The 12,392-nt window shown below is 66.8% G+C and carries 12 protein-coding genes; 9 read left to right on the top strand and 3 right to left on the bottom strand.

Annotation, left to right across the window (positions count from 1 at the left end; all coding sequences use genetic code 11):
* Positions 1 to 80 precede the first annotated feature (80 nt).
* From ACZK3W_RS15180 to cysS, 3 genes are read right to left on the bottom strand one after another with little or no spacing between them, the layout of a single operon-like run.
* Positions 81 to 1,328: an MFS transporter gene (locus tag ACZK3W_RS15180; protein WP_032129395.1), complete on the bottom strand. Its 1,248-nt coding sequence runs from the start codon at positions 1,326 to 1,328 to the stop codon at positions 81 to 83.
* On the bottom strand, positions 1,325 to 1,777 hold the full coding sequence (locus ACZK3W_RS15175; RefSeq protein ID WP_049423936.1) for a SufE family protein: 453 nt from the start codon (positions 1,775 to 1,777) through the stop codon (positions 1,325 to 1,327). The genes ACZK3W_RS15180 and ACZK3W_RS15175 overlap by 4 nt, the downstream gene beginning before the upstream one ends.
* A 53-nt stretch (positions 1,778 to 1,830) precedes the next feature.
* On the bottom strand, positions 1,831 to 3,207 hold the full coding sequence (gene cysS / locus ACZK3W_RS15170) for a cysteine--tRNA ligase (RefSeq protein ID WP_032129396.1): 1,377 nt from the start codon (positions 3,205 to 3,207) through the stop codon (positions 1,831 to 1,833).
* Positions 3,208 to 3,395: 188 nt separating this feature from the next.
* Here cysS and ACZK3W_RS15165 point away from each other — a divergent pair, with 188 nt between their 5' ends.
* The 9 genes from ACZK3W_RS15165 (at position 3,396) to ACZK3W_RS15125 (ending at position 12,390) form a co-directional block, all read left to right on the top strand.
* Positions 3,396 to 3,965, top strand: coding sequence for a glycine zipper 2TM domain-containing protein (locus ACZK3W_RS15165; protein WP_032129397.1), 570 nt, complete (start codon positions 3,396 to 3,398; stop codon positions 3,963 to 3,965).
* Between the two features lie 318 nt (positions 3,966 to 4,283).
* On the top strand, positions 4,284 to 5,294 hold the full coding sequence (locus ACZK3W_RS15160) for an N-acetylornithine carbamoyltransferase (protein ID WP_032129398.1): 1,011 nt from the start codon (positions 4,284 to 4,286) through the stop codon (positions 5,292 to 5,294).
* Positions 5,295 to 5,413: 119 nt separating this feature from the next.
* Positions 5,414 to 6,610 (top strand): argininosuccinate synthase, encoded by a 1,197-nt coding sequence (locus ACZK3W_RS15155; protein WP_049401153.1) that lies wholly within the window; start codon positions 5,414 to 5,416, stop codon positions 6,608 to 6,610.
* 152 nt (positions 6,611 to 6,762) lie between these two features.
* Positions 6,763 to 7,851, top strand: coding sequence for an acetylornithine deacetylase (locus ACZK3W_RS15150; RefSeq protein ID WP_197616057.1), 1,089 nt, complete (start codon positions 6,763 to 6,765; stop codon positions 7,849 to 7,851).
* A gap of 75 nt (positions 7,852 to 7,926) precedes the next feature.
* A complete protein-coding gene (locus ACZK3W_RS15145) occupies positions 7,927 to 9,255 on the top strand; it encodes an acetylglutamate kinase (RefSeq protein ID WP_049423943.1) in 1,329 nt (442 codons plus the stop codon).
* A gap of 3 nt (positions 9,256 to 9,258) precedes the next feature.
* The gene (locus tag ACZK3W_RS15140; RefSeq protein ID WP_197616056.1) at positions 9,259 to 9,861 is read left to right on the top strand and encodes a GNAT family N-acetyltransferase; all 603 of its coding nucleotides are present in this window, start codon (positions 9,259 to 9,261) and stop codon (positions 9,859 to 9,861) included.
* The gene (gene argC / locus ACZK3W_RS15135; protein WP_032129402.1) at positions 9,858 to 10,811 is read left to right on the top strand and encodes an N-acetyl-gamma-glutamyl-phosphate reductase; all 954 of its coding nucleotides are present in this window, start codon (positions 9,858 to 9,860) and stop codon (positions 10,809 to 10,811) included. The genes ACZK3W_RS15140 and argC overlap by 4 nt, the downstream gene beginning before the upstream one ends.
* Positions 10,812 to 10,831: 20 nt before the next feature.
* A complete protein-coding gene (argH, locus tag ACZK3W_RS15130; RefSeq protein ID WP_197616055.1) occupies positions 10,832 to 12,127 on the top strand; it encodes an argininosuccinate lyase in 1,296 nt (431 codons plus the stop codon).
* Entirely contained in the window at positions 12,127 to 12,390 is a 264-nt protein-coding gene (locus ACZK3W_RS15125; RefSeq protein ID WP_032129404.1) for a YciI family protein, read from the top strand. Before argH ends, ACZK3W_RS15125 begins: the two co-directional genes overlap by 1 nt.
* Positions 12,391 to 12,392: the final 2 nt, after the last annotated feature.

Here is a 12,392-nt window from a genome sequence, read left to right as displayed (position 1 = left end):
TGACACCCCACAGCGGTCACGGAAAGAGCCCGCCGGGCATGGCCCGGTGCTACCGGCGCGTGGGCGCGCGGAAATCCGCTCTATTGCAGGTCGCGAAGATTCAGTTTCCGCAACGTCGGGTTCTTCCACGCCGTGATCCCGGCCACGCTCAGCACCGCGAACCCACCCAGCACCACTGCCGGCACCAGGCCGAGCAGCTTTGCCATCGTGCCGGCATAGAACGCGCCCAGTTCGTTGGACGAACTGATGAAGATGCCGTTGATCGACGACACCCGTCCGCGCATCTCTTCCGGCGTGGCCAGCTGCAGGATGGTCGAGCGGATCACCACCGACACGCCGTCGAAGGCCCCATAGAACAGCAGGATCAGCGCGGACAGCCAGAAGTGCTGCGACAGCCCGAAGCTGATCACGCACAGGCCGAAGCCGGCCACCGCGAACAGCAGCACGCGGCCGGCATTGCGGTGCAGCGGGTGGCGTGCCAGCCACAGGCCAACGCAGACCGAGCCCAGCGCCGGCATTGCGCGCAGGATGCCCAGGCCTTCCGGACCGTGGTGCAGGATCTCGTGCAGGAACGCCGGCAGCATCGCCACCACGCCGCCCAGCAGCACCGAGAACATGTCCAGGGCCATCGCCCCGACCATGATCCGGTTGCCGACCACGAAGCGCGCGCCTTCAGCGATGCTCTTGAAAATCGGGGCGGCCGGACCGGTATGCACCGGTTCTTCCACCTTCAGCGTGGCCAGGCAGGCCATCGCCACCAGCGCGAAGCCCGTGGCCACCGCGTAGGACAGGCCCTTGCCGCCGAAGCCGACCAGCACGCCGCCCAATGCCGGACCGGCCACCATGCCGGCCTGGAACACCACGGCGCCGAGGCCAGCGCCACGTGCGAACTGGTCACGGGCCAGCACGCGGGCGAACAGTGCGTTGTAGATCGGCGACAGGAAGGCGCGGACCATGCCGGTCAGCGCAATGGCCGCATAGATCGGCCACACGCCTTCGAACGGCAGCCAGCCCTTGGCCACGCCGGTCAACACCAGCGCGGTGGCGATCAACCCGGAGCAGGCGACCATGCCGAGCCGGCGGCGCGGCAGGTGGTCGACCAGATAACCGGCGAACGGTGCGACGCAGAAGAACGGCAGCACCTCGGCCAGGCCAACCAGGCCCAGCGAGAACGGATTGCGGGTGACTTCGTAGATGTGCCAGCCGACGGTGACCGCGACCACCTGGTAGGACAGCATCGCGAAGATGCGGTAGGCCAGCAGCTTGGCGAAACCGGGCCGGGACAGCAGCCCCAGCGCGGTGTCTTCGGCCGTGGCGGGTTCGCTCACGACGGGTCGCGCTGCAGCTGGGCCTGCGCGGTCTCGCGGATGAAGGCCAGCATCGCCGCCACGCCGTTGCTGCGGGTGGGTGAGAGGTGGCGGGCCAGGCCGATGTCCTGGATGTAGCTCGGTTCGGTGGCCAGGATCTCCTGCGCCGAGCGCCCGGAGTACACGCGCAGGGCCAGGAAGATCAGGCCGGAAACGATGGCCGAATCACTGATGGCGTGGAAGCGCAGCGACTGCGCATTGCCTTCCGGCACGATCCAGACCATCGACTGGCAGCCGAGCAGGCGGTGCTCTTCGGTCTTCCATTCGTCCGGGAAGGCGGGCAGCTTACGGCCGAGGTCGATCAGATACTGGTAGCGCTCGGACCAGTCGCCGAAGAAGCCGAATTCCTCGGCGATGGCGGTCTGGGCCTCGGCGGCGGTGGGTTCAAGCGGGAACGGAGAGTCGGTCACAACAGTCTCTACAGTGGAGCGTGGCCGGCGGACCGGCCACGGGGCAGGGTGGGTCAGCCGCGCTTGCGCGACCAGCGCACGCCCTGCGGGGTGTCTTCCAGCACGATGCCTTCGGCGGCCAGCTGGTCGCGGATGGCGTCGGAACGGGCGAAGTCGCGTGCCTGCTTGGCGGCGGCACGCTCGTCGATCAGGCCCTGGATGCGGGCATCTTCGCCATCATCGCTGGCCGCGGTGCCGAACCACTGCGCTGGATCGGCCTGCAGCAGGCCCAGGGCCAGGCCGGCACCGAGCAGTTCGCCCTTCAGGCGCGCCTGTTCGGCAGGGTCGGTGGCCCGGCGTGCATCGGCGGCGATGCGGGCCACTTCGGCCAGTGCCTGCGGGGTGTTCAGGTCGTCATCAAGAGTCGCCTCGACCGTGGCCGGGATCGCCACGACCGCCTCGACCGACGCCAGCTCGCGCAGCGTGCCGTACAGGCGGTCCAGGGTGCGCACCGACTGCTCGATGAGGCCATCGGACCAGTCCAGCGGCTGCCGGTAGTGGGCCGACAGCAGGGCCAGGCGCAGCGCTTCCGGCGGGTGCTGGCGGACCAGATCGTGCACGCGTTCGATGTTGCCCAGCGACTTGCTCATCTTGGCGCCGCCGAAGTTGAGCATGCCGTTGTGCAGCCAGAAGCGGGCGAAGATCTTGCCGCCGTGGGCGCATTCGCTCTGCGCAAGCTCGTTCTCGTGGTGCGGGAACTGCAGGTCGACGCCGCCGGCATGGATGTCGATGGTCTCGCCCAGGTGGGCGGCGGCCATCGCCGAGCATTCGATATGCCAGCCCGGGCGGCCACGGCCCCAGGGAGACTCCCAGCCAGGGAGGTCGTCGCTGGACGGCTTCCACAGCACGAAATCGCCCGGGTCGCGCTTGTACGGGGCCACGTCGACGCGGGCGCCGGCCAGCATCTCTTCCGGGTCGCGGCGCGAGAGCTTGCCATAGCCTTCGAAGCTGGCCACCGCGAACAGCACGTGGCCTTCGGCGGCGTAGGCATGCCCGTTGGCGATCAGCTGCTCGATCATGGTGATGATCTGCGGAATGTGCGCGGTTACTTCGGGCTCGATGTCCGGCGGCACCACGCCCAGCGCGGCCATGTCTTCACGGTAGGCGGCGGCGAACCTGTCGGTGATGGTGCTGATCGGCACGCCCTGCTCACGCGCGGCGTTGTTGATCTTGTCGTCCACGTCGGTGATGTTGCGCGCGTAGCGCAGGCCACCGAAACGGCGCCGCAGCAGATCGGCCAGCACTCCGAAAACCACTGGGCCACGGGCGTTGCCGATGTGCACGTAGTTGTAGACCGTCGGGCCGCACACATACAGGGTCGGACAGGCCGGGTCGAGCGGGGTGAACGGTTCGAGCTGGCGAGTCAGGTTGTTGTGCAGGCGCAGGGTCATGGGGCTGTGGCTGGGGGACAAGCCTGTGATTTTAGAACGTGTCGGCCCCCTTTGGGGGCACCGCCTGCCACCGGTGGACGCCGGGTCCAACCAGGGTGGGGTGGGCAGGAGCAGCGTGGACGGGTAATGTTCAGCCCCTTGCGCTCGCCACTGCCTACACTATTGCCGTGTCCTTGCTCCCTTCGCCAATGAAATCCACCGCGTTGCTGACCCTGGCCTGCCTGTCGGCGCTGGCCGCCGTGGCGCAGGCGCAGGAGGCCGAGCCCCGCAACCGGGTGGTGATCGTGGAGAACGTGAAGTTCGACTACGCGCAGGTACTGAACGTCGAACCCGTGTTCCAGACCCTGCGCGCGACCCGTACCGAAGAACACTGCGAGCCGGTCTCGACCCGGACCCTGGCGCCGGTCAATGTCACTGGTGAGGAGCCGGTCGAGGACAAGGGCCGGATCAGCCGCTTCTGGGACTCGGTACGCTCGATGTTCAAGCGCAGCGATGAAGAGGTCTCCGAGGACACCGCCGCCGAGTCACCGGCCCCGGCGCCGGCACCGGCCAACAATGGTCCGATGCTGACCCGCGACTGTCGCATCGTGCCGGTGGGACGTGAATTCCGCCGGCCCATCGCCTACGACGTGGACTACGTCTACAAGGGCACCAAGTACCGCTCGCGGCTGCCGGAAGATCCCGGCAACCGGCTCAAGATCCGGGTGTCGATCACCCCCTGGGTCGGCCCCGAGCAGGGCGCCGCCGGCAATCCCTGATTCTGCGACCCCGGCCCCTTGCGTCGGCCCCGGCCGCATGCAAAGATGGATGACCATGAAGCTCACCGACTTCCAGCACGACAGCAGCGCAGCCCGACAGGCGTCGGGCATGACCTCGCGTGCGCGTCGACCGGAACCCCACATCCTCGCTGGGTAACCGGAGCTTTTTGCTGTTCGTCCGAAAAAAACCCAGCCCGCCGGCTGGGTTTTTTCGTTTCCGCGTCATGAAAGCTGCAACTGCAACCTTTTCGTACCACCTTTGCTTCCTGTTTTCCCTTCCACCGCGTCGAACCCGGCGCCGCTACGCAAGGAAAGATGATGTCCCCCAAGCACTTCCTGAACACCCAGGACTGGAGCCGCAGCGAGCTCGACGCGCTGCTGACCCAGGCCGCGTTGTTCAAGCGCAACAAGCTCGGCGACCAGCTCAAGGGCAAGTCGATCGCGCTGGTGTTCTTCAATCCGTCCATGCGCACCCGCACCAGCTTTGAACTGGGTGCGTTCCAGCTGGGTGCCCACGCGGTGGTGCTGCAGCCGGGCAAGGATGCGTGGCCGATCGAGTTCAACCTCGGCACGGTGATGGACGGCGATACCGAAGAGCACATCGCTGAAGTGGCCAAGGTGCTGGGCCGTTACTGCGACATCATCGCTGTGCGCGCATTCCCCAAGTTCATCGACTGGGCCTACGACCGCCAGGACATCGTCCTCAACAGCTTCGCCAAGTACTCGCCGGTGCCGGTCATCAACATGGAGACCATCACCCACCCGTGCCAGGAGCTGGCCCACATCATGGCCCTGCAGGAGCACTTCGGCACCCAGGACCTGCGCGGCAAGAAGTACGTGCTGACCTGGACCTACCACCCCAAGCCGCTGAACACCGCAGTCGCCAATTCGGCGCTGACCATCGCTACCCGCATGGGCATGGACGTGACCCTGCTGTGCCCGACCGCCGACTACATCCTCGACGACCGCTACATGGGCTGGGCCGAGCAGAACGTGGCCGAGAGCGGCGGCTCGCTGAAGATCAGCCATGACATCGACAGCGCCTACGCCGGTGCCGACGTGGTCTACGCCAAGAGCTGGGGCGCGCTGCCGTTCTTCGGCAACTGGGAACCGGAAAAGCCGATCCGCGACCAGTTCAAGCACTTCATCGTGGACGAGCGGAAGATGGCGCTGACCAACAACGGTGTGTTCAGCCACTGCCTGCCGCTGCGCCGCAACGTGAAGGCGACCGACGCGGTGATGGATTCGCCGCAGTGCATCGCCATCAACGAAGCCGAGAACCGCCTGCACGTGCAGAAGGCGATCATGGCGGCGGTTGCCGGGCGCTGAATCAAACAAGGGGTAGAGCCGACCGTTGGTCGGCTGCTCCCGCAGCGACGCATCCAACATTTCAGCCGACCAGCGGTCGGCTCTACCGAATTCCCATCCCCCAAGTGGACCTGATCCCCATGAGCAACAAAGACGTCGTTCTCGCCTTCTCCGGCGGCCTGGATACCAGCTTCTGCGTGCCGTACCTGCAGGAGCGCGGCTACAACGTGCACACCGTGTTCGCCGACACTGGCGGCGTGGATGATGAAGAGCGCGATTTCATCGAGAAGCGCGCCGCCGAACTGGGCGTGGCCAGCCATGTCACCGTCAACGGTGGCCCGGCCATCTGGGAAGGCTTCGTCAAGCCGTTCGTGTGGGCAGGCGAAGGCTATCAGGGCCAGTATCCGCTGCTGGTCTCGGACCGCTACCTGATCGTTGATGCCGCGCTGAAGCGTGCCGCCGAACTGGGCACCAACATCATCGCCCACGGCTGCACCGGCATGGGCAACGATCAGGTCCGCTTCGACCTGGCGGTGAAGGCCCTGGGTGACTACCAGATCATCGCGCCGATCCGCGAGATCCAGAAGGAACACACCCAGACCCGCGCCTACGAGCAGAAGTACCTGGAAGAGCGCGGCTTCGGCGTGCGCGCCAAGCAGCAGGCCTACACCATCAACGAGAACCTGCTGGGCCTGACCATGTCCGGCGGCGAGATCGACCGTTGGGAAGCGCCGGGCGAGGGCGCCCGTGGCTGGTGCGCACCGCGCAGCGAGTGGCCGGAGCAGGCGCTGAACGTGACCCTGAAGTTCGTCGAGGGCGAAGCCGTCGAACTGAACGGCAAGGCGTTGCCGGGCGACCAGATCCTGGCCCAGCTCAACAAGCTGTTCGCCCCGTACGGCGTTGGCCGCGGTGTCTACACCGGCGACACCGTGATCGGCCTGAAGGGTCGCATCGTGTTCGAGGCCCCGGGCCTGGTGTCGCTGCTGGCCGCGCACCGCGCGCTGGAAGATGCCGTGCTGACCAAGCAGCAGAACCGCTTCAAGCCGGACGTGGCGCGCAAGTGGGTGGAGCTGGTCTACGAAGGCTTCTACCACGACCCGCTGAAGACCGACATCGAGGCCTTCCTGAAGTCCTCGCAGGCCAAGGTCAACGGCGAAGTGGTGCTGGAAACCCGCGGCGGCCGCGTCGATGCAGTGGCGGTGAAGTCGCCGCACCTGCTCAACACCAAGGGCGCCACCTACGCGCAGTCGGCCGACTGGGGCGTGGAGGAGGCCGAGGGCTTCATCAAGCTGTTCGGAATGAGCTCCACTGTCTATGCGCAGGTCAATCGCGGTTGACCTGTGACGGGGGTGCCGGCCGCTGGCCGGCGCCTCGCAACGTCAATGGAGGGTAGTGCCGGCCGCTGGCCGGCTCGTGGCACGGCTGGATCATTGCGGAGCCGGCCAGCGGCCGGCACTACCGATTTCGAACCCTACGGATATTCAGACACATGCTTGAACAGACGCTCGATCACCTGCAGGCCCTGGTGTCCTTCGACACCCGCAACCCGCCGCGTGCGATCACCACCGGTGGCATCTTCGATTACCTGCGCGCGAACTTGCCCGGCTTCAACGTCGAGGTGATCGACCATGGCGCCGGTGCGGTCAGCCTGTACGCCGTGCGTGGTACGCCGAAGTACCTGTTCAACGTGCATCTGGATACCGTGCCGGATTCGCCGCGCTGGAGTGCCGACCCGCACGTGATGCGGCGTCTGGACGACCGTGTGGTCGGCCTGGGCGTGTGTGACATCAAGGGCGCCGCCGCTGCACTGGTGGCCGCGGCCAACGCCAGTGATGGCGATGCCGCGTTCCTGTTCTCCAGCGACGAAGAAGCCAACGATCCGCGCTGCATAGCCGCGTTCCTGGCCCGTGGCCTGCCATATGAAGCGGTGCTGGTGGCGGAGCCGACCATGAGCGAAGCGGTGCTGGCGCACCGAGGCATCAGCTCGGTGCTGATGCAGTTCTCCGGTCGCGCCGGGCATGCCTCGGGCAAGCAGGATGCGGCCGCCAGCGCACTGCATCAGGCCATGCGCTGGGGCAACCGTGCGCTGGACCATGTGGAATCGCTGGCCTCGGCGCGCTTCGGCGGCCTCACCGGCCTGCGCTTCAACATCGGTCGCGTCGAAGGTGGCATCAAGGCCAACATGATTGCACCGGCCGCCGAAGTGCGGTTCGGGTTCCGTCCGCTGCCGTCGATGGACATCGATGGCCTGCTGGCGACCTTCGCCGGTTTTGCCGAACCGGAAGCCGCACTGTTCACCGAAACCTTCCGTGGCCCCAGCCTGCCGGCCGGTGACATCGCCGAGGCCGAGAACCGCCGCCTGCTGGCACGCGACGTGGCCGATGCGCTGGAACTGCCGATCGGCAACGCGGTGGACTTCTGGACAGAGGCCTCGCTGTTCTCGGCCGGCGGCTACACCACGCTGGTGTTCGGCCCGGGTGACATCGCCCAGGCCCACACCGCCGATGAGTTCGTGACGCTGGAGCAGCTGCAGCGCTACACCGACGCCGTGCACCGCATCATCGCCGCCGGCGCCTGATCGACTCTACAACGCCGCCCGGCCCTGGCCGGGTGGAACTGCAACGCGGCGACCGCCGCCTGTGACGAAACCGAAATGTCTCCTGCCCTCCAGCCCCACCGCCAGACCCGCCAGACCATCGTGCGCCTGCTTTCCAGCATGGCCAGCGCGAAGGAGATCAGCCAGTACCTCAAGCGCTTCTCGCAGCTGGACGCCAAGCGCTTTGCCGTGGTCAAGGTCGGCGGCGCGGTGCTGCGCGACGATCTCGACGCGCTGACCTCTTCGCTGTCGTTCCTGCAGGAAGTCGGCCTGACCCCGATCGTGCTGCACGGCGCCGGCCCGCAGCTGGATGCCGAACTGTCGGCCGCCGGCATCGAAAAGCAGACCGTCAACGGTCTGCGCGTGACCTCGCCGGAGGCACTGGCGATCGTGCGCCGGGTGTTCCAGCAGTCCAACCTCCGCCTGGTCGAAGCCCTGCAGCAGAACGGCGCGCGTGCCACCTCGATCACCGGCGGCGTGTTCGAAGCCGAGTACCTGGGCGTGGACACCTACGGCCTGGTCGGCGAGGTGAAGAAGGTCAACCTGGCGCCGATCGAGGCCAGCCTGCGCGCCGGCTCGATCCCGGTCATCACCAGCCTGGGCGAAACCGCGGGTGGCCAGATCCTTAACGTCAACGCCGACTTCGCCGCCAACGAGCTGGTGCAGGAGCTGCAGCCGTACAAGATCATTTTCCTGACCGGCACCGGCGGCCTGCTGGACGAGCAGGGCAGCGTGATCGATTCGATCAACCTGTCCACCGAGTACGACCACCTGATCGCGCAGCCGTGGATCCACGGTGGCATGAAGGTGAAGATCGAACAGATCAAGGATCTGCTCGACCGCCTGCCGCTGGAATCGTCGGTGTCCATCACGCGCCCGGCTGACCTGGCCAAGGAACTGTTCACCCACAAGGGCTCGGGCACGCTGGTGCGCAAGGGCGAGAAGGTGCTGCGCGCCACCGCGTGGAACGAGCTGGACCTGCCACGGCTGAAGGGCCTGATCGAATCCAGCTTCGGCCGCACGCTGGTGCCTGACTATTTCCAGAAGACCAAGCTGCTGCGCGCCTATGTCAGCGAGAACTACCGCACCGCGGTGATCCTCACTGACGAAGCCGAGGGCGTGTACCTGGACAAGTTCGCCGTGCTCGATGATGCACAGGGTGAAGGCCTCGGCCGCGCGGTGTGGAACGTGATGCGGGATGAAACGCCGCAGCTGTTCTGGCGTTCGCGCAATGGCAACCCGATCAATCACTTCTACTATGCTGAATCCGATGGCTGCTACAAGCAGGGCCATTGGAAGGTGTTCTGGTACGGCGCCGATGGCATCGACCGGATCAGCACCTATGTCGACCACTGCGCCCAGCGCGCACCGAGCCTGCAGGGCTGAATGATGGACCATTCCGATCACTGGACTACGATTCCCACCCTGCGCGGCCAGCACGTGACACTGCAGCCGCTGCAGCCCGAGCATGTGCCTGGCCTGCGCGCCGCCGTGGAGGGCAGTGGCCTGGACCAGCTCTGGTACACCCAGGTGCCTTCGCCGGAGCGGGTCGAGCACTATGTGCAGGCCGCGCTGCAGGCGCAGGTGGAAGGCAAGGTGCTGCCGTTCGTGATCCTCGATGCGGCAGGTGACATCGTGGGGACCACCCGCTTCTACGACCTGGATGCCGGCGTGCCCAAGCTCAGCCTCGGTTACACCTGGTATGCACCGCGCGTGCAGCGTACCGGCGTCAACACCGAAACCAAGCTGTTGCTGCTGCAGCACGCCTTCGAAACCATGGGCTGCATCAGCCTGGTGCTGGAAACCAGCTGGTTCAACTTCACCTCGCGCACCGCCATCGCCCGCCTCGGCGCCAAGCAGGACGGCGTGCTGCGCAACCACAAGCGGCACGCCGACGGCACGCCGCGCGACACCGTCATCTTCTCCATCATCGATACGGAATGGCAGGGCGTGAAGCGCCACCTGCAGTACCGCCTGGACAGCCACGCATGAACGATTCGACTTTCACCCTGGGCATCGTCGGCGCCCGTGGCCATACCGGTGCCGAGCTGATCAAGCTGGTGGCCGCACACCCGCGGCTGAAGCTGGCTTTCGTGTCCTCGCGCGAACGCGCGGGGCAGCGCCTGTCCGACCACCATCCGGAGTTCCAGGGCGAGCTGCAGTACGAGAATCTGGACGCCGACGCCGTGGCCGCCAAGGGCGTGGACGCGGTGATCCTGGCCCTGCCCAACGGCCTGGCCGCACCGTTCGTGGCCGCACTGGAAGCGGCGAAGCCGGACACCGTCATCGTCGACCTGTCGGCCGACTACCGCTTCGACAACAGCTGGTACTACGGCCTGCCGGAGCTGACCCGAGGCCGCTACAACGGCCAGAAGCACATCAGCAACCCGGGCTGCTATGCCACGGCGATGCAGCTGGCGGTGCATCCGCTGCTGGACCTGCTGGCCGGCCCGCCGCAGTGCTTCGGTGTGTCCGGCTATTCCGGCGCCGGCACCACGCCGTCGGACAAGAACAACGTCGAACTGCTCGCCGACAACCTGATGCCGTATGCGCTGACCAACCACGTGCACGAGCGTGAAGTGTCGGTCCAGCTGGGCGTGGCGGTTGAATTCATGCCGCATGTCGCGCCGCATTTCCGCGGCATCACGCTCACCGCCAACCTGTGGCTGAACCGCGTGCAGACCCGCGAACAGATCGTCGAGCGCTTCCAGCAGGCCTATGCGGGCGAACCGCTGATCGAGGTAGTGGATGAAGCGCCGTGGGTCAGCCGCATCGCCGGCCGCCACGGTGCGCAGGTCGGTGGCTTCACCCTGGCCCCGGGCGGCAAGCGGGTGGTGGTGGTGGCGACCCTGGACAACCTGCTGAAGGGCGCGGCCACCCAGGCCATGCAGAACCTCAACCTCGCGCTGGGCATCGACGAACTGACGTCGATCCCGCACTGAACACGTATTCCGGAGCCCCCATGGCAGACCTTCTTTGGCAGAAGCCCGGCGTCGCCGTCGACGCCCAGATCCAGACCTTCCTCGCCGGCGATGACGTGATCCTCGATCGCGAATTCTTCCTGCACGACATCGCCGCCAGCACCGCGCATGCACAGGGCCTGCAGCACATCGGCATCCTCAGCGCCGATGAACTGGCCGGCCTGCTGCGCGAGCTCGACGTGCTGGCGCAGGACTTCCGTGAAGGCCGCTTCGTGCTGGACACGCAGTACGAAGATGGTCACTCGGCGATCGAAGCGCGCCTGACCGAACGTCTCGGCGATGCCGGCCGCAAGATCCACACCGGCCGCAGCCGCAATGACCAGATCCTGGTCGCCACCCGCCTGTGGCTGAAGGAGAAGCTGCAGCGTGTGGCCCAGCTCAGCGCCGAGGTTGCCAAGGTCGCGCTGGACCGTGCGCAGGCCGAGAAGGATCTGCCGATCCCCGGCTACACCCACATCCAGCGTGCCGTGGTGTCCTCGGCCGGCATGTGGTGGGCCGGCTGGGCCGAGGCCTTCATCGACAACGCCATCCGCGCGCGCGACACCCATGCGCTGGTCGACGCCAATCCGCTTGGCACGGCTGCCGGCTACGGTGTGAACCTGCCGCTGGACCGTGAGCACACCACGGCCGCGCTCGGTTTCGCCCGCATGCAGATCTCGCCGATCTACGCGCAGCTGTCGCGCGGCAAGTTCGAACTGGCCGCGCTGGAAGCGCTGGGCGGCGCCACGCTGGACCTGCGCCGCATTGCCTGGGACCTGTCGCTGTTCACCAGCGCCGAGTTCGGCTTCGTCGCGCTGCCGGCGCAGTACACCACCGGCAGTTCGATCATGCCCAACAAGCGCAATCCGGACGTGATCGAGCTGATGCGCGCGACCCACGCCAGCGTCGCCGCCGCGCGTACCGAGATCGAGCAGCTGCTGTCGCTGCCGTCGGGCTATCACCGCGACCTGCAGTCGTCCAAGGGCGCCATCTTCCACGGCTTCGGTCGCGGCCTGTCGGCGCTGGAACTGCTGCCGGCGCTGCTGGCCAACCTGGAATGGCGCGACGACAAGGTTCGCGCGGCAATCGACTCGGGCATGTACGCCACCGATGTGGCGGTGGAAGCGGCCGTGGCCGGTGTGCCGTTCCGCGAGGCCTACAAGGCTGCTGCTGCCGGTGCCGACAGCGCAGGGCAGGGGCGTACCCCGGAAGGCAGCCTGGCCGCACGCGTATCGCCGGGTTCGGCCGCCGACCTGCGCCTGGACGAACTGCACGCGCGCTGGCAGGCGCTGTCCTGATGGCCGGCACCGTCTACCTGGTGCTGGCCATGCGCCGGCCCGATTTCAACGCCGCCGCCGTGCAGCCGCACCGTGACTTTCTCGATGCGTTGCAGGCACAGGGCAAGCTGCAGCTGACCGGCGGTTTTGCCGATGGCAGCGGTGGCGCCTATGTGCTGTGCAACGTGGACAGCCTGGCGCAGGCGCAGGCCATCGTCGCCACCGATCCGCTGGTGACGATGCAGGCCTCCGCGCTGACCGTGCACGAATGGAACACCCGCTGAGA

It is taken from the genome of Stenotrophomonas sp. 80084_Sma (assembly GCF_056481995.1).
The sequence above is the reverse complement of the archived record's forward strand: the minus strand, read 5'-3'. Positions and strand labels throughout refer to the sequence as shown.

What these genes read in the sequence shown, in the direction of transcription:
- ACZK3W_RS15125 (WP_032129404.1), top strand. Translation starts at nt 12,127, where the DNA reads ATGGCCGGCACCGTCTACCTGGTGCTGGCCATGCGCCGGCCCGATTTC.
- ACZK3W_RS15160 (WP_032129398.1), top strand. Translation starts at nt 4,284, where the DNA reads ATGTCCCCCAAGCACTTCCTGAACACCCAGGACTGGAGCCGCAGCGAG.
- ACZK3W_RS15145 (WP_049423943.1), top strand. Translation starts at nt 7,927, where the DNA reads ATGTCTCCTGCCCTCCAGCCCCACCGCCAGACCCGCCAGACCATCGTG.
- argH (WP_197616055.1), top strand. Translation starts at nt 10,832, where the DNA reads ATGGCAGACCTTCTTTGGCAGAAGCCCGGCGTCGCCGTCGACGCCCAG.
- cysS (WP_032129396.1), bottom strand. Translation starts at nt 3,207, where the DNA reads ATGACCCTGCGCCTGCACAACAACCTGACTCGCCAGCTCGAACCGTTC.
- ACZK3W_RS15165 (WP_032129397.1), top strand. Translation starts at nt 3,396, where the DNA reads ATGAAATCCACCGCGTTGCTGACCCTGGCCTGCCTGTCGGCGCTGGCC.
- ACZK3W_RS15150 (WP_197616057.1), top strand. Translation starts at nt 6,763, where the DNA reads ATGCTTGAACAGACGCTCGATCACCTGCAGGCCCTGGTGTCCTTCGAC.
- ACZK3W_RS15155 (WP_049401153.1), top strand. Translation starts at nt 5,414, where the DNA reads ATGAGCAACAAAGACGTCGTTCTCGCCTTCTCCGGCGGCCTGGATACC.
- ACZK3W_RS15140 (WP_197616056.1), top strand. Translation starts at nt 9,259, where the DNA reads ATGGACCATTCCGATCACTGGACTACGATTCCCACCCTGCGCGGCCAG.
- argC (WP_032129402.1), top strand. Translation starts at nt 9,858, where the DNA reads ATGAACGATTCGACTTTCACCCTGGGCATCGTCGGCGCCCGTGGCCAT.